The organism is Leucobacter edaphi (genome assembly GCF_016522535.1).
Classification (GTDB): Bacteria; Actinomycetota; Actinomycetes; order Actinomycetales; family Microbacteriaceae; genus Leucobacter; species Leucobacter edaphi.
In genome coordinates this window covers 218,964-235,166 of sequence record NZ_JAEHOI010000006.1, presented here as the reverse complement: position 1 = coordinate 235,166, position 16,203 = coordinate 218,964, and the positions used below count along the sequence as shown (strand labels likewise).

The following is a 16,203-nucleotide window of genomic DNA, read 5'->3' as shown; positions in this document are numbered from 1 at the left end:
TTCCCCTCATCGGGCTCAAAAATTCTTGAAACCATGCACGGTTCAAAAATTCTTCGACTACGGTGGGTTCCAGACCCGCCCTGCAGAAAAATCTTTGGGAGCCAGAACCGTGCCTCAGCAGACTCCAGACGGGCGTCCCCTCGACGCCATCGACGAGAAGATCGTGTGGGAGCTCCGCCGGGAGGCGCGCATCAGCAACAACGAGCTCGCTGCGCGCGTGAACGTGGCGCCCTCCACTGCGCTCACTCGCCTTCGCGCGCTTCGCGAATCCGGCGTCATCGCGTCGACGCACGCGCAGTACGACATGACCGCCCTCGGTCTCGACCTGCACGCGATCGTATTCATCCGGTTGAAGCCCGGCGCCCAGCACAGCGGACGCGACTACGCGGAGCGGGCGGTCAAATTTATCAACGTCGTGAACGTGTTTCTGATGGGCGGCAGCTACGACCTGCTCGTGCATGTCGCGTGCACTTCGAGCAGCCAGCTGCAGAACCTCGTGGCGGAGAAGATCGCGGCCGACCCCGCTGTCGCCTCGGCGCAGGCGCACATCGTGTTCGAGCACCTCATCGCGGCACAGCACATGGACCATGTCGACGGCTTCCCCGTGATGCGGGGAGAACGCGAGCAGAGCTGACCACGCTGCCCCGGTCCCCGCACCAACAGCACAGCGCGCCCGAGGCCGAACAGGCCCCGGGCGCGCACCACAGCGGGAAGATCGTTCCCTGAAACGGGCTAACCGATCCCCTCGAGGGCGTCGGTCTCCGTGTTCCCGATCCGGCTCAGCACCTCGGGACGAACCTTTTTCACGCGGATGAACCACGCGATACCGACGGCCATCGTCGCCACAAAGAGGTACGGCAGCAGGTTCAGCGGGAACGCCGGCACCGGCCAGACGTTCGCGAAAAAGATGTATGCCATGGCGAGGACGGCGATGACCGCGCACACCGTGACGAGCTTTCGCGGCATCCCCATCTTCCGCACGTACACCGCGCAGGCGAACGCCACGAGCGCGTAGGCGACCATGTAGCCGTACACCCCGTAGGTGTCGAGCCAGACCACGATGTCCATCGGATGCACCCCGGCGAGCAGGAGCGCGATGTTGACGGCAACGGAGAGCACGCCGCCGATGAGCAGTACGCGGTGCGGGGTGAGGTGCTTTCGATGGGTGCGGCCCAGGCTCTCATGCACCACCCCCTCCTTCCCCATGACGTAGACGATCCGGCCGAGGACGTTGAGCGCGGCGATGCACACCGCGGAGAACGAGGCCGCGACACCGAAGAGCAGGAACATGGTGAACCAGCCGGGCATGCCGATCTTGTCGGCAATGTCCTGCAGCGGGTTCGCCGACCCCGCGAGCTCGTCTCCGAGCACGGCGATCTGCGTGTACGCCCCGAAGAGATAGATCAGTCCGATGCCCACGACACTCCACATGATCACGCGGGGAATGGTCCGGTAGGGGTGCTTCGCCTCGCGACCGAGCGCATCGGCCGACGAGAACCCGGCAAAGCCGAGCACGCCCAGCACCATACCGGCGGCGATCCCCTGCGGCGGCGCGCCCTCGAGACTGAACTGCTGGGGATCCCACGCGTCGGGCCCGAGCACGATGAGTGACGTGACGAACAGCGTCAGGATGATGAGGACGGAGGCGATCTCGAGCACGAACGAAACGCGCGCGGAAATCTGGATTCCCTGGATCGTGAAGAAGGTCGTGATCGCGCCGAGCACCAGGGTCAAGATGCAGAATCCGACCAGCCCCGCAGCCGGCACCCCGAACGCCTGCAGCAGGTCGGCGGCGTACGAGACCCCGCCTCCGAGCGACCCCGCAGTGACACCCCAGCACCCGATGATCAGGGCGAGACCGGCAACGTACGCGGCCGTCGGCCCGAGCGACTTGGCCACGTAGGTGTAAATAGAACCGGCCGACGCGTTCTTTCGCGCGAAGACCGCGACGCACCAGCCGACGCTGAGGATCACGATCGTCGCGAACAGCAGCGACAGCAGCGTTCCATTCCCGGCGCTCACGAAGATCGCCGCCGCGGTGAACGCGAGGACCGCACTCGGGGCGATGTTCGCGATGGCCTGAGCCCCGAGTTCCGCACCGCCCATCACGCCGCGGCGGAGACCCGCATCGACCGGTCTCGACTGTTGTGTAGTTGACATGGTTGCTCTCCTTTGAGCGGTTTGGATCTCGGAACTGCGGAGGGTCACGGGATGAGCAGCGTGCGCAGGACGCCGCCGGCCTCGAGGTCGTCAAACGCCTCCGCCGCCTCGGCGAGCGGCCGGCGGCCCGAGATCAACGGGTCGAGCTTGAGCTGGCCGTCCATGTAGCGGTCCACGAGCGCGGGGATGTCGATCGAGGGGCGCACCGAGCCGTAGTTTGAGCCGAGGATGCGCTGGTCGGCCTCGCCCAGAACGAGCGGCTCGAACGAGGCTTTCGCCCCGGTCGGCGGCAGGCCGACGATGACCGCTGCCCCACCCAGGCCGAGCATCTTGATCGACTGCTCGGTCGTGACCGTCCTGCCGATCGCGTCGAAGGCGTAATCGACGCCGTCAGGGATCAGTTCGAAGAGCTGCTCGACGGCGTCGCGTTCCGAGGCGTCGATTCGGTCTGTCGCACCGAACTGCATGGCCATGCTGGTCTTTTCCGGCACGACGTCGATCGCGATGATGCGCTCGGCACCGGCGAGCTTTGCGCCCTGAACGACGTTGAGGCCGACGCCACCGCAACCGATCACGGCGACGGTGGATCCGGGCTCAACGGCCGCAGTGTTCATGACGGCGCCGACTCCCGTCGCGACCGCGCAGCCGACGACGGCGATCACGTCGAGCGGAGCGTCGTCGCGGACCTTGATCGCACCGGACGCCGGCACCACCACCTCTTCCGCGTAGGACGAGACTCCCAGGTAGTGGTGGAGCGTCTCCTCGGCGCCGTCCGCACCGGTCATGCTCAGGCGGGTCGTGCCGTCGAACAGCACACCCTTCGGTGCGACGATCGTCGCGACCTTCTGACAGCGGGCCTCGTGACCCTGCAGGCAGTAGCGGCACTCTCCGCACGGCGGCACCCAGCTCAGCACGACGTGATCACCAACGGCGAGCGAGGTGACGCCCTCGCCGAGCTCGGTGACGACGCCGGAACCCTCGTGGCCCATCACGAGCGGCGTCGGCATCCCCCAGTCACCCTGCTTCACGTGCAGATCCGAGTGGCAGACGCCGGCAGCGGCGATCTTGACGCGCACCTCGCCCGCCTTCGGCGCTGCAAGCTCCACGTCCTCGATGGTGATCTGGGTATTCGGTTCCCGGAATACGACTGCCTTCATGCGCTTCTCTCCTTTGAAAATGCGAGCGACGGTGGATGTCGCGAATCGCGCTACCGAGATGGTAGGGATCCCGCCACCGGATTGTCACTGCACCATCGGTCCGAATATCGACCCCGTGTCCACCATTTGGTACACTCTGGCCATGACCCTCGACCTCCGCGCCGTCGTCCGCGCGCTCGGCGGCGAGTGCGTTTCCCACCGGGTCCCCGGCCACGCCCCAATCGACGGGGTCGCCCACCTCGACGAGTACGTCTTCGACGGGAGCGCCGACTTCGCAACCCTGATCACCGGCCCGGTCGATCAGTTGCGAGAGCGGCTGCTCGCGGGCGGCGAAACGGCCGAGATCACCGCGCGAGCCGTGTTCGTGACGGGCGCAGACGGACCCGAGCTGCGTACCCTCCTCGCTGCGCACGAGATGACGGGGATCCTCGGGGCCGGACACGTGCGTCGCGCCGGCGGACCGCACCCCTCGGGCAGCGCGGCCGGCGCCGTGGCGGTGCGCACCTCGGTGGACGCGCAGGCCGCGCTCCACGCCCGCCTCGTCGCAATGATCGCGAACGACCAGGCCGCTTCAGACCGCCTCGTTCTCACGGGCACGAAAGTGCTCACCCAGGTGGCGCGGCGCGGGGGCACCACCGCTGTGATCGCGGAACTCGCCCACCGCGTCGACGGCTGGGCGGTGCTGATGGATGCGAACGGACAGGTCATCGCCACCGCTGGCGCCGGACAGCTGCATATCGACGACGCCGTCGCCGTGGCGCTGGGGCGTCCCGTGCGGGTCCGCCACGATGGCCTCCAGGTGCACCAGGTGGGCACCGATCGCGATCGAACCGGCTATCTGGTCATTGCCTCCCGATCGAGCGTCCGCAGCAGGAACCGCGACCTCGCGTCGCAGGCCGCCGCGCTCTTCGACCTGCTCCTGCGCACGCACGACCCCTCGCGCTCGGAACACCTCGGCAGGGAGGCCCTGCTGGGGATCCTGAACGGGGGCGGCTCGGCCGCGGCAGAGCTGCTGCATCGATGGGGCGTTCTCGACCGCAGTCTCACCGCATTCCAGCTCGCAACGCGCACCCGGACGATCGACCTCGAGCGGGCCCTCTCGCGCTGGCTCGACGAAATTGGCGCCGAGCACATCTACGCGCTCGACGGCGCACGTGTTCGCGGGTTCGTGCCGGACGCGCTGGCAGAGGAGCTCGCGGAGCGAGTTGCGGCGTTCACTCCGCTCGGGGCCGGCTCGCTGCACCTCGGCCTCGGCCTGCCCGCGCCGGCCGAGCTGCTCGAGCGCAGCGCGCTGCAGGCCCAGCTCGCGCTCGACACCGCACTCGAAGACGGCACCGGCGTCCTCCGATACGCGGAGCTGCCCTCGGTCTCCCTCGTGATCGAAGCGCTGCCACGTGAGGCCTCCGCCCAGCTCGCGGCAGCACTCGACGGGCTGCGTGACCCCTCCGGGGCGCACGGTGAGCTCGCTGAAACCCTGCTCGTCTACCTGACGACCAATGGCGCACACCGCGCCAGCGCCGCCCGGCTCGGGATACACCGCCAGACCCTGGTCTCCCGCCTCCGCCGGATCGAGGCCCTGACCGGGTTTTCCGTGGATCGTCCCGACGACCGCGCGGCGATCTGGCTCGCACTGCGTGCGCTCGGCATTTCGAGCGCGGCGGCAGCGCCGATGTGACGCGGGATTTTCCCCGTTCCCCGCCTTACTCCGTTCCCTCCCGCCGGCCAGCCCCCGCAAGATACGCGATCTCGACCTCGAGCATGCGGATCGCGATCCGCTGACGATCCGGCGCCCCGGGGTAGCGGGCCTCCGCCAAGGCGCTGAGCGAGGCGCCGGGGTCCGCGGCGAGCGCCGCGCGAAGTTCGTCGAGGCGACCGACGCGGTGCCGGATCGCGCCGCGCGCGTGAGCAGCGAGGTCCGCGATCGCCGGGCCGTGGCCGGGTGCGCCGCGCCAGCCCTCGAGCGAGCTCATTCGCTCGAGCGTGTCGAGGTACGCGTCGAGCGTGCCTCCGTCGCGCGCGACGAGGAGCGTCGAGTTGCGCCCGCCGAGGAGGGCATCACCCGTGAAGAGCACCGGCCTCCCGCCCGAGGGCGCGAGCGCGAAACCGAGTGAATCATCGGTGTGACCGGGAAGTTTGAGAACCTTGATGGAGGCGCTTCCCAGGGCGATCTCCTGCCCGTCGACCGCGGGCGGCACCCCGCGCGCCATCGCCGGCGAGGCCGCGTACACGGGCACGCCCTCGGCGAGGAGCTCGATCGCTGCGGAGTGGTCGCGGTGCCGGTGCGTGAGCAGGACCGCCCGGATCTCGCCCCGCCGCTCAAGCGCGGCGATGTGACCCAGGTCGGCCGGACCCGGGTCGACCACCGCGATCTTCCCGTCGGGACAGGGAATCACCCAGCTGTTCGTTCCCTCGAGCGTCATGATCCCCGGATTCGGGGCCCTGACGAGGATCGGCTCGGGTCCCTCCGCGGCCTCGAGGGGCTGGAGCACGGGATCGCCCCGAACCGATCCGGCCCTACTTCCGCGCCTCGACCATGTCGAGCGCGACGTCCACGATCATGTCCTCCTGGCCGCCGATGTAGCGTCGGCGGCCGACCTCGACGAGGATGTCGCGGGCGTCGAGCCCGTAGGTCTCCGCGGCGCGTTCGGCGTGGCGCAGGAAGCTCGAGTACGCGCCGGCGTAGCCGACCGTCAGCGTCTCACGGTCCACCTGAACCGGGCGATCGTGCAGCGGGCGCACGAGGTCGTCTGCGGCGTCCTGCAGCGTGAAGAGGTCGGCGCCCACGTTCCACCCCTGCAGCTGCGCGACGGCGACGAACGGCTCGATCGGGGTATTTCCCGCGCCAGCGCCGTGACCGGCGAGGGAGGCATCGACGCGATACGCTCCCTCCTCGACCGCGACGATCGAGTTGGCGACGGCGAGCGAGAGGTTCTGGTGCGCGTGAATGCCGATCTCGGTGCCGACATCGAGCACGTCCCGGTAGGCGCGAATGCGCTCGCGCACCCCGTCCATCGTGAGCCGGCCGGCCGAGTCGGTGACGTAGACGCAGTTCGCCCCGTACGACTCCATGAGTTTCGCCTGCTGGGCGAGCCCGGCCGGGTCATTCAGGTGGGCCATCATCAGGAAGCCGGAGACGTCCATGCCGAGTTCGCGCGCCGCCGCGATCTGCTGCGCCGAGACGTCGGCCTCCGTGCAGTGCGTCGCGACGCGCACCGAGCGCACGCCGAGATCGTAGGCGTGCTTGAGCGCGTCGATCGTGCCGATCCCGGGGAGGAGGAGCGTCGTGAGGCGCGCGTTCTTCACGACCGCGGCTGCCGCCTCGATCCACTCCCAGTCCGTGTGGGAACCGGCGCCGTAGGTGAGCGATGACCCGCCGAGGCCGTCGCCGTGGGTGACCTCGATCGCGTCGACGCCGGCCTCGTCGAGCGCGCGGGCGATCTCCGCGACCCGCTCCGGCTCGATGCGGTGGCGGATGGCGTGCATGCCGTCTCGCAGGGTCACGTCCTGCAGGAATACGCTGTGGCTCATGCGGCCGTCTCCTTCTTCTCTCGCGCGGCGAGCACCAGCTGCTCGGCCGTCCGCATCGCCGCGCTCGTCATGATGTCGAGGTTGCCCGCGTAGCTCGGCAGGTACATCGCGGCGCCCTCGACCTCGAGGAACACGGTGACGTGGGTGTAGCCGTCGGCCCTGCGGGAGCCCTCGGGTACCAGCCCGTCGGTCTCCGCTCCGACGTCGTGGAACTGCACCCGCTGCTTCAGCCGGTAGCCGGGCACGTACTGCTCCACCTCGGCGACGCGGCGCTCCACCGCCTCGGCGATCGCGGCGCGGCCCGGCTCGTCCTGGCGGCCGACGAGCACCTGCACGGTGTCGCGCATGATCATGGGCGGATCGGCCGGATTGAGGACGATGATCGCCTTGCCGCGCGCGGCTCCGCCGACCTGCTCGAGGCCCGCGGCGGTCGTCTCCGTGAACTCGTCAATGTTCGCGCGGGTGCCCGGCCCCGCGGATTTCGACGCGATCGAGGCGACGATCTCGGCGTACAGCACCGGGGTGACCTCGCTGATCGCGTGCACGATCGGGATCGTGGCCTGGCCGCCGCAGGTGACCATGTTCACGTTGTCGGCGTCGCGATGCTGATCGAGATTCACTGCTGGCACCACGTACGGGCCGATCGCCGCGGGGGTGAGATCGACGATCTTCTTCCCGTACGGCGCGAGCTTCTCCGCGTTGAAGCGGTGCGCGCCCGCGCTCGTCGCGTCGAAGACGACCTCGATCTCGTCGAACTGCGGGCTCTTGATCAGGCCTTCTACGCCGTCGGCCGTGGTTTCGAAGCCGAGTCGTTGCGCTCGGGCGAGGCCGTCGGAGGCGGGATCGATGCCCACCATCACGCCCATCTCGAGCACGTCCGACAAGCGCAGCACCTTGAACATGAGGTCCGAGCCGATATTGCCGGAACCGATGATGGCGACTTTCGCCTGAGCTCTCATACTTCTTACTCCTTCAGGGGAATGTCTTCGAGGATCGCCGGCTGGTCGATCACCCACTGGGGTTCGGTCACGAGGAGGGAGTGGCCGCCGGTGACGGTCTCCACGTCGATGACGTACCGGTATCCGGCATCCTCGGCCCACGAGATCGCGTCGAGGTCGAGCTCGGGCACGGCCAGGACCACGCGCCGGCAGCGCTCGTCGGCGCGGAGCAGGGCCGCCGTGTAGTCGGCGACCGCCCGCGGATCGGGGGCGCCGCTGAATCCGAGCTCGAGGTCGTGCGTTCCGGAGGGGTAGGCGTCGCGCAGGTGGCCGCCGCGCGAACGGCGGTATCCGAGCTCGGAGCGCGCCCCGTCGATTCCCCTGACGGCCTGCACGCCCGTGAAGTCCGGGGCGAGCGGCGGTCCGTCGATCATCGTGGTCATAGGTCATCACCTCCTGCGGCAGTTGCGAATCCGCGAACGCCGATGCCGCCGTCGGCGTTCAGGATGGCGCCGGTGATGACGCCCGAGTTGTTTCGAGATGCGAGAAGCACGTAGGGCCCGGTGGAGTCGGCGGGATCGACGCTGGCGTCGTGCAGGGGCAGCCACATGTTGCTGGTGACGTCCTCCCCCTTCCCCTCGCGCTTCGCGAACCCGGCCTCGATCGAGCGGTCCTGCATGCCCGCGGATTCCGGGCCGCGCAGATCGGTCCGCAGGCCGCCGATGGCCACGCCGTTGACCCGCACCTTGGGGGCGAGCTCGTAGGCGAGCTGGGTGACGAGGCCGCGCGCGGCGTGCTTCGCGGCCGTGTAGACGGGGCCGCCGCCCGCCGGATAGCAGGACGCGTTCGAGAGGGTCATCACGATGTTCCCGCACGATTTCACGAGCTCGGGCCAGGCGACGGAGCAGGCGAGGAGGTAGCCCTTGACGTTGATGTCGAAGAGCTCGTCGTAGATCCGCTCGATCTCCTCGGGGGTGGTGCGCGTCAGCGACCTGTTGAAATCCCAGATCCCGGCGTTCGGCACGAGGATGTCGAGCTTGCCGAAGCGCTCGACGGTCGCCGCCACCGCCCCGGCGAGCTCCGCGGACGATCGGACGTCGGCCGCGATCGGGAGGATCCGGTCGGCGTGCTCGCCGGCGGCGTCGACGGTCGCCTGGAGGCGGTCGAGCGAGCGGCCGATGATCGCGACGCCTGTCGCGCCCTCCTCGAGGAAGCGCAGCGCGACGGCCTGGCCGATCCCGGATCCGCCGCCCGTGATGAGTGCGACGTCGCCCTCGAGCCAGCCCGCCATCACTCCGACCCGTCCGTGAGGAAGTCCGCGACGAGCCGCTCGAACTCGGCCTTCCGCTCGACCTGCACCCAGTGCCCGCAGTTCCCGAACACGTGCAACTGCACGCGGCGGATCTGCTTCAGCATGAGGCCGGCGCCGTCGAGCGTGATCGTGCGGTCGTCGCGACCCCAGAGCAGGAGGGTGTCTGCGCGGATCCTGCCGAGGTCGCGCCACAGCGGGTCCATGCCGCCGCGCTTCGCGAACGCCGCGTTGTACCGGTGGTAGAACTCGATGTGGCTCTCGTCGAGCGAGGCCTCGTAGCGCGCTTCGACCTCGGCCTCGTCGAACAGCTTCGGGTTCGCGACCATGACGCGGATGAAGTTGCGCATCTTCTTCACGGTCGGGCCCTCGCCGTTGTAGTAGCGGAACATCTCCTTCTGCCCCTCGGTGGGGAGCGGCGTCGTGATCGGCGCCCAGCCGCCGCCAGGGGCCATGAGCACGAGCTTCTTCACGCGCTCCGGCTGCGCGATCGCCATCCCGAGCGCGGCGGCGCCCCCGAGCGAGTTGCCGAGGAGGAAGTAGTCGCCGACGCCGAGGGCGTGAAGGGTCTGGATCATCGCGTCGACCGTGATCTCCGTGATCGAGCGCGCCTCGAGCTCGGCCTCGCTCGGCCGGTAGCTGCCGCCGAAACCGGGCTGATCCGGAAGAATCACCCGGAAGCCCGCGAACGCCTCGAGGTTGGCACGGTAGTTGGCGAGCGCGCTCGCACCCGGGCCGCCACCGTGCATGAGCACGAGCGGGGTGCCCTCCCCCACCTCGGTGACGTGGATCGCGCCGAGCGTCGTCTCGACGACGCGCTCGCGCAGTTCGCTGCTGGTCATGCGTTTCGCTCCTGACGCTCGGTTTAGAAGAAGGTGCTGATGTTCTTCATCAGCAGGACGTTTTGTTCGAACAGCAGGGTCCGTTTCACGACCTCGAAGCCGTGGGGGCCGCCGCGCCTGATGACGTCGTTGCGCCCGCCCGCGTAGATGTCCACCTCGGTCTGCAACCGGTTGCGGTAGACGATGAAGGCGCTGCGCACCTGCAGCAGCCCGTCGGGGCGTTCGCGCGCGGAGATGTTCGACACGAGATGCCGCGTGCGGCTCGGGGGATCCTCAGCCCAGGCCATGCCGGAGTCGAAGCGGCGGATCCGCCAGGCGAGCGATTCCTTGGTCTCGTCGTAGAACGCGGCCTCGCCCGGCGCCGCGATCGAGAGCGCCTGCTGGCGCCGCACGCGGTTCGAGCGCGTCGGCGCCCAGTAGTGGAGGTCGTCGGCGAGCATCTCGAGCCAGTCCGCGAAACGGCCGTCATCGAGGAATTCCGCCTCGAGGAAGTAGAACTGGTTGAGCTCGAAGTGGGTCTGCGGGTCGGCGAGCTTCATTCCGTCGACCTCGTCCTCGAGAATCGAGGTCGAGACCGAGGTTGCGCCGTTCAGGGTGTACGGGTTCAGCGTGTCTTCCGTCATGATCTCATTCCTGTCTCTTGTCCAAATGGCCGATCAGCGCTTCGCTTTCAGCAGTGACCGGAGTTGCACGTTCGAGTCGGCGAGTTCGGCGGCGGCGACCGGGATCCGCTGATCGATGATGCGCCGCGCCGCCCGCACGAGCTGGGTGTCATCGATCGCGGCCGCGCCGCGGAGCAGCCCGTCTTCGATCAGGAAGACGGCGGGATGCTCGCCACCGTGGCGCACGACGATCTCGCCGGTCCCGCTCAGCCGTCCGGTCGCCTCGAGGTGGATCCCGTGGCGATCGGACCAGAACCACGAGGCACCGCGCTCCGGCAGTTCCTCGCCGAGTATCGCGGCCGCGACGCGTTTCCCGCTCACCTGCGCGGCGTCCCAGTGCTCCTCGCGTCGCTCGAGTTCGCCGTCGGCGCTTCGCGTCCGCGCGACGTCTCCTGCGGCGTAGACGCGCGCGGCGCTCGTGCGGTAGCGCTCGTCGACGATGATCCCGTTGTCGACCTCGAGGCCGGCGGCCTCGGCGAGGCCGGTGTTCGGGATGATCCCGACCCCGACGACGATGACGTCGGCCGGGATCGGCGCGATCGGTGCTCCCTCTGCGCCGTCTACCTCGACGGCGAGCGCACCGTTCGCTTCCACGAAAGCCCTAGTCATGCCGGTAACGACGCGAATTCCCCTGGGCGCGTGCATCTCGTGCAGGCGGGCGGCCAGGAGCTCACCGATCGCGGGCACCAGCGGCACAGGGACAGGGTCGACGAGGGTGACCTCGGCTCCGGCGTCGCGGAGCGAGGACGCGAGCTCCGCGCCGATCAGTCCCGCCCCGACAACCGCGACCCGCGATCCGGGCTGGACGGCGCTGCGAAGCCCGACGGCATCGTCCCAGGTGCGCAGGACGTGCACGCCGGGGAGATCGGCTCCCGGAATCGGGAGCCGTCGCGCGCGCCCGCCGGTCGCGAGGAGGATGGTGTCGGCCCGCAGCATGGTGCCGTCGTCGAGACCCACCTCGCCGGTGGCCGGGTCGAGCGTCATCGCCGCCGCGCCGAAGCGGGGAACGATGCGCTTCTCCGCCAGCTCCTCCGCCGTCGCGAAGGCGAGGCGGTCGAGGGAGAAGTCCTCGGTGAAGAGCTTCTTGCTCAGGGGCGGGCGATCGTAGCTGCCCGCCTCCGAGTCGACGATCATGATCGGCGCTTCGTGGCCGAGGGCCCTGAGCTGCGTCGCCGCGCTGAAGCCGGCGAGCCCTGCCCCGATGATGAGAACGGATCCTGCGTCGCGTGCCATGATCAGCTCGCCAGCCGTTCCGGGTTCGGGATGACGCGGATCTCGTCGCCCTCGACGACCACGCGGTGCGGGGCAACGTCGACGGTCGCCGGCATCGACTCGACCTTCCCGGTGCCGAGGCAGAACTTCGCCGCGTGCAGCGGGCACTCGATGCAGCCGTCCTCGACCCAGCCGTCGGCGAGCGACGCCGTCTCGTGGGTGCACGTGTCGTCGAGCGCGAAATACTCGCCGTCGTCGTTGAACACGGCGACGCTGTCGACGGTGCCGAGCACGGAGGCGTCGATCTGGATGCCCTCGCCCTCGGGGATGTCGCCGATTCTGGCGACGGCGATTCCCTCGCTCATTGCTCTGCTTCCTTCTCGTGCCAGGCTGGCGTGTTCATGAGCTCGGCCCAGCGGGCGTAGAACTTGCGGCCGGCCGCGTCGCTGTAGAGTTCGCTCGTCTCGCCCGGGTACACCCCGTCTTCGCGCTCGGATCCGAGCCCCATCTGGTAGTTCAGCGGCACCGTGTTGGTGCGCCAGCCGTGGGAGATGGCCTGGACCTCGCTCCAGTTCTCGCCGTCGTCCTGCTCGAAGATGCCCGAGGGCCCGAAGGTGCGGAGGTTGTAGAGGCGCTGCGCCTCGCGGACCTCCTCCGGCATGCCCTTGTCGAGCACGGTCCAGGACCAGATCTCCATCTCCTCGGTCCCCTTGGGGTGCCAGACGCGGATCGAACCGTTGACGGGCAGGTAGGAGAAGTTCGGGAACACGGTCGCGTGACCGGTGGTCATGGGCCCCTCGACCGCGGCCTGCCCGAGGCGCTCGCGCAGTTCGTCGTAGTCGTAGTACTCGTGGACGGGCTGGGCGTCGAAGCGGCTCTTCGGGTGCGTGGGGAAGCCGGTCCCGTTGCCGCGCTCGTCGGAGTACTGGCGGCCGGGGGTGTTCGCGATCTCGGCTTTCGGTCCCTTGCCCGTGGGCGAGAGCACCATGAGCGCCGAGGCGTGCGACATGTTGACGTGGTACCAGTCGGTGCCGAACTGCTCGGCAGCGAGCTTCCAGTTGCCCTTCAGCACCCACTTCGTGATGCCGCCCACCACGGTCGTGCCCTCGGGGTCGCGGCCCAGGAAGGCCCGCATGTAGTACTTCATGTCGCCGAGCTGCTCGTCGAGCGGCGGCGCCTCCGGGTTCCAGGTCGCGAAGATGAGGCCGTAGACCGTGTCGAGCTGGGCGACCTCGACGAGGCCCCATTTGTCCCGATCCCAGTCGATCTTCGCGTAGCCCTCCTCGTTCGGCACGCTGATGAGCTTGCCCTCGAGGTCGTAGGACCAGCCGTGGTAGGTGCAGGTGAACGCGCGCGTCGCGCCGTAGTCCGCCCGCAGCACGCGGGCGCCGCGGTGCCTGCAGGAGTTGAGGTAGGCGCGGATCCGGCCCGACTTGTCCTTCGTGACGATCACCGGGTCCTCGCCCATGAAGGTCGTGAAGAAGTCGCCGGGCTTCTTGAGCTGTTCGATGTGGCCGAGGAACAGCCAGCTCGTTGCGAAGACCCGGGCGAGCTCCTGCTCGTAGAGCTTCCGGTCGGTGAAGATGGCGCGGTCGACGAGGCCGTTCTTGCGGTCGACGAGGCCCGAAACGTCGACGCTGCGCGCGAGGTCCTGCGGACGGCAGAGATCGCCGCATTCGACGTCGTCGGGACGTTCTCCCTCGTGCGTACTCGGCAACTGGGTGATGGTCATGAGTGTGTTCCGCCCTTCTTTTCCCGTTCGGTTGAGGAGGTTGAGGTCAGGCTGATCCCCGGGAGGCCGTCGGCCTCGGCCGTCCAGCGCGCACCGGGCACGAAGTCCGTTGCGGCGGCGACGGCTCCCGCGAGCACGCGGTCGCCCGCCAAGAAGCGGTCGCCCTGCGCGCCGAGCGCTTCGCCGAGCCAGTGCAGGGACGTCAGCGGGTGCCCGAGAACCGCCGATCCCGGACCGGACGAGACGATCTCACCGTCGCGCAGGAGCGTGGCGACCGCAGCGGGAAGCGCGTCGAGCAGCTCGGGCGTCGCCGGGACGAATTCGCCCCACACGACCCGCGCCATCGAGGCGTTGTCCGCGACGGTGTCGAGCAGCGTGATGCGCCAGTCGGCGACGCGCGAGTCGATGATCTCGATGCCGAGAGCCACGCCGCTCACCGCGGCGACCAGCTCGTCGTACGTCGGTGACGATGGCAGGTCCGCGCCGAGCTCGAAGGCGAACTCGACCTCGAGGCGAGGCTTCAGGAGCCGCCCGGGATCGAACTCGCCGCCGTTCGCGACCTCCATCGCGTCGGTGATAGCCCCGAAGTCGGGCTGGTCGACGCCGAGCTGGCGCTGCATCGCGAGCGAGGTCAGGCCGATCTTCCGCCCGGTGAGGCGTTCGCCCTGGGCGAGGCGGCGATCAATGTTCGCGCGCTGAATCGCGTACGCCTCTGCAAGAGTGAGCCCGGGGAAGCGCTCGGTGAGCGGCCTGACGCCGACGAGCGCTGCTTCCGCCCGCCTGAGCTCCTGCGCCGCGGCATCGATGTCGAGCGCCTCCGAGATCACTTCGTTGTTCATGCTGGCTATCGTGCGCCGAATCCGCGCGGCCCGCAGGCCGCTGTGCCGAACCTCGGAACGCGCGCATCTGTCAAGTCACTTCGGCCGCGACAATGGGCGGCACTTCGATCCCGCACCCGAGTAGTCAGGAGCACCATGCGCGCCGCCGTCGCCGTCACGCAGAATTTCGACGATCCCCTCTCCGGCCTGGAACTCACGGACCGGCCGGTGCCGGAGCCTCGCGAGGGCTGGACTCGAGTCCGCCTGCGGGCCGCCTCGCTCAACCCGCACGACTGGTGGACCCTCAAGGGTGTCGGGCATCCCGCCGAGCGGATCCCGATCGTCCTCGGCTGCGACGGCGCCGGCGTCACCGACGACGGGCGCGAGGTCGTGCTGCACCCCGTGATCGGTGACGCGAACCGCGGCGGGGGCGACCTTACCCTGGACCCGCAGCGTGCGCTCATGTCGGAAACCATCGACGGAACGCTGGCCGAGTACGTGCTCGTCCCCGACCGCCTGCTCGTCGACAAACCTCCTGCGCTGAGCTTCGCCGAGGCCGCCTGCCTCGGCGTGGCCTGGGGAACCGCCTTCCGCATGCTGTTCACGCGCGCCAGGGTGCGGGCGGGGACCCGCGTGCTCGTCCAGGGCGGCAACGGCGGGGTCGCGAGCGCCGCCATCGAGCTCGCCCGCGCGGCCGGCGCCAGGGTGTACGCGACCGCCCGGACCGCGGAGAAACGGGCCTTCGCGGCGGAGCGCGGGGCGGCGGCCGTGTTCGACGCCGGCGAGCGCCTCCCCGAGCGGGTCGACGTCGTGGTCGAGACGATCGGCGAGGCGAGCTGGGCGCACTCGCTCAGGTCCCTGCGCCCCGGCGGCACGATCGTGATCGCGGGAGCCACGAGCGGATCGATGCCGCCGGCCGATCTCACCCGGGTTTTCTATCAGCAGCTGAGCATCGTCGGTTCGACCGGCTGCACGCTCGCCGAGTTCGAGGCCCTGCTCCGCACGCTCGTCGAGACCGGCGTGCGTCCCGCGCTCGAAACGATCCGCTTCGACGAGATTCCCGAGGGCTTCGCCCGAATGCTGAGCGGAGATGTCAGCGGAAAGCTCGTGGTCGAGTTCTAGCGCGCTAGAAGGAACTCGCCGCGCTGCGGGTGGAGGCCTGCGGCGTGGTCGTCACCACGAAGACGAGCGCCTGGGGCGTGATCGCGCGGAAGAGGTGCGCGCCCTCACCGGGGAAACGCACGAAGTCCCGTTCACCGGCCTCGATCGTGCGCCCCTCCGGGCCGAGCTCGACTCTGCCCTCGAGCACGTAGCAGTGCCTGAGCACTCCGCGGGCCCCGGAGCGGGGGCGCGCGGCCCCGCGAGCCGCCTCGAGTCTGAGCACCGCGTTGTAGACGTAACCGGAGCCGTAGACCTGGTCGAGGCTGCGGACCGCGGCGTACCCCAGCTCCTGCCAGTGCACGAGTTCCCCGGACTGGAACATCACCTCGTTCCCCATCTCGGAAACGAGGGCGCGCACGCTCACTCCCAGCCCCTCGGAAAGCGTCTCGAGCGTTTCGATGGTCGGGTTCGCGCGACCGGCCTCGATGTCGACGATGGTCTGCTTCGATAGACCGCTGCGCTCGGCCAACGCGGCCTGTGACAGCCCTCGATCCTGACGAAACTTCCGAGAATTCCTGGTCAGAATAGATGAGATCGACATCGCCCCGTCCTTTCCTTCAGCGGTTTGACTCTCACCATAATGGACTCTTTCCCGTTGTTGCCGGGTGTCCTCGTGACGAAACTTGAGTCACCGCCGTCGATTCGCGGCGGCCCAGCCTCTCACGTCTCAAAGACGAGATCACC

17 protein-coding genes are annotated in these 16,203 nt (G+C 69.0%); 3 read left to right on the top strand and 14 right to left on the bottom strand.

The window, feature by feature from the left end:
* The first annotated feature begins 109 nt into the window (after window positions 1-109).
* Window positions 110-634 carry an Lrp/AsnC family transcriptional regulator gene (locus JD292_RS08095; protein WP_200132224.1) on the top strand — a complete coding sequence of 175 codons (525 nt, stop codon included), beginning with the start codon at window positions 110-112 and terminating at the stop codon, window positions 632-634.
* 98 nt (window positions 635-732) lie between these two features.
* Here the strand turns inward: JD292_RS08095 and JD292_RS08090 are convergent, their stop codons facing one another.
* Window positions 733-2,160, bottom strand: a complete 1,428-nt coding sequence (locus tag JD292_RS08090; protein ID WP_200132223.1) for an APC family permease — start codon at window positions 2,158-2,160, stop codon at window positions 733-735.
* Between the two features lie 44 nt (window positions 2,161-2,204).
* On the bottom strand, window positions 2,205-3,317 hold the full coding sequence (locus JD292_RS08085) for an alcohol dehydrogenase catalytic domain-containing protein (protein WP_200132222.1): 1,113 nt from the start codon (window positions 3,315-3,317) through the stop codon (window positions 2,205-2,207).
* Window positions 3,318-3,459: 142 nt separating this feature from the next.
* Here JD292_RS08085 and JD292_RS08080 point away from each other — a divergent pair, with 142 nt between their 5' ends.
* Window positions 3,460-4,992 (top strand): PucR family transcriptional regulator, encoded by a 1,533-nt coding sequence (locus JD292_RS08080; protein WP_200132221.1) that lies wholly within the window; start codon window positions 3,460-3,462, stop codon window positions 4,990-4,992.
* Between the two features lie 25 nt (window positions 4,993-5,017).
* On the opposite strand, the gene JD292_RS08075 is transcribed toward JD292_RS08080, so the two are convergent.
* Genes JD292_RS08075 through JD292_RS08025 form a run of 11 tightly spaced genes read right to left on the bottom strand, consistent with a single transcriptional unit; the run spans window position 5,018 to window position 14,379 of the window.
* Window positions 5,018-5,806, bottom strand: coding sequence for an MBL fold metallo-hydrolase (locus tag JD292_RS08075; protein WP_200132220.1), 789 nt, complete (start codon window positions 5,804-5,806; stop codon window positions 5,018-5,020).
* A 25-nt stretch (window positions 5,807-5,831) separates the two neighbouring features.
* Window positions 5,832-6,845, bottom strand: coding sequence for a 4-hydroxy-2-oxovalerate aldolase (gene dmpG, locus JD292_RS08070; protein ID WP_200132219.1), 1,014 nt, complete (start codon window positions 6,843-6,845; stop codon window positions 5,832-5,834).
* Window positions 6,842-7,804 (bottom strand): acetaldehyde dehydrogenase (acetylating), encoded by a 963-nt coding sequence (locus JD292_RS08065; RefSeq protein WP_200132218.1) that lies wholly within the window; start codon window positions 7,802-7,804, stop codon window positions 6,842-6,844. The genes dmpG and JD292_RS08065 overlap by 4 nt, the downstream gene beginning before the upstream one ends.
* 5 nt (window positions 7,805-7,809) lie before the next feature.
* Complete coding sequence (locus JD292_RS08060) at window positions 7,810-8,226, bottom strand: hypothetical protein (RefSeq protein WP_200132217.1); 417 nt, start codon at window positions 8,224-8,226, stop codon at window positions 7,810-7,812.
* The gene (locus JD292_RS08055; RefSeq protein WP_200132216.1) at window positions 8,223-9,074 is read right to left on the bottom strand and encodes an SDR family NAD(P)-dependent oxidoreductase; all 852 of its coding nucleotides are present in this window, start codon (window positions 9,072-9,074) and stop codon (window positions 8,223-8,225) included. Before JD292_RS08055 ends, JD292_RS08060 begins: the two co-directional genes overlap by 4 nt.
* On the bottom strand, window positions 9,074-9,934 hold the full coding sequence (locus tag JD292_RS08050) for an alpha/beta fold hydrolase (protein ID WP_200132215.1): 861 nt from the start codon (window positions 9,932-9,934) through the stop codon (window positions 9,074-9,076). The genes JD292_RS08055 and JD292_RS08050 overlap by 1 nt, the downstream gene beginning before the upstream one ends.
* Window positions 9,935-9,957: 23 nt before the next feature.
* Complete coding sequence (locus JD292_RS08045) at window positions 9,958-10,557, bottom strand: aromatic-ring-hydroxylating dioxygenase subunit beta (protein ID WP_233613817.1); 600 nt, start codon at window positions 10,555-10,557, stop codon at window positions 9,958-9,960.
* 33 nt (window positions 10,558-10,590) lie between these two features.
* The gene (locus JD292_RS08040) at window positions 10,591-11,829 is read right to left on the bottom strand and encodes an NAD(P)/FAD-dependent oxidoreductase (RefSeq protein WP_200132214.1); all 1,239 of its coding nucleotides are present in this window, start codon (window positions 11,827-11,829) and stop codon (window positions 10,591-10,593) included.
* Between the two features lie 2 nt (window positions 11,830-11,831).
* Window positions 11,832-12,173, bottom strand: a complete 342-nt coding sequence (locus JD292_RS08035) for a bifunctional 3-phenylpropionate/cinnamic acid dioxygenase ferredoxin subunit (RefSeq protein WP_200132213.1) — start codon at window positions 12,171-12,173, stop codon at window positions 11,832-11,834.
* Window positions 12,170-13,540, bottom strand: coding sequence for an aromatic ring-hydroxylating oxygenase subunit alpha (locus JD292_RS08030; RefSeq protein WP_200132212.1), 1,371 nt, complete (start codon window positions 13,538-13,540; stop codon window positions 12,170-12,172). The genes JD292_RS08035 and JD292_RS08030 overlap by 4 nt, the downstream gene beginning before the upstream one ends.
* A complete protein-coding gene (locus JD292_RS08025; protein WP_200132211.1) occupies window positions 13,537-14,379 on the bottom strand; it encodes a 2-keto-4-pentenoate hydratase in 843 nt (280 codons plus the stop codon). Before JD292_RS08025 ends, JD292_RS08030 begins: the two co-directional genes overlap by 4 nt.
* A gap of 135 nt (window positions 14,380-14,514) precedes the next feature.
* Between JD292_RS08025 and JD292_RS08020 the strand changes: the two genes are divergently transcribed.
* Window positions 14,515-15,480: a zinc-binding dehydrogenase gene (locus JD292_RS08020; protein WP_200132210.1), complete on the top strand. Its 966-nt coding sequence runs from the start codon at window positions 14,515-14,517 to the stop codon at window positions 15,478-15,480.
* 4 nt (window positions 15,481-15,484) lie between these two features.
* Here the strand turns inward: JD292_RS08020 and JD292_RS08015 are convergent, their stop codons facing one another.
* Window positions 15,485-15,988, bottom strand: a complete 504-nt coding sequence (locus tag JD292_RS08015; RefSeq protein ID WP_200132209.1) for a helix-turn-helix domain-containing protein — start codon at window positions 15,986-15,988, stop codon at window positions 15,485-15,487.
* Between the last annotated feature and the right edge of the window lie 215 nt (window positions 15,989-16,203).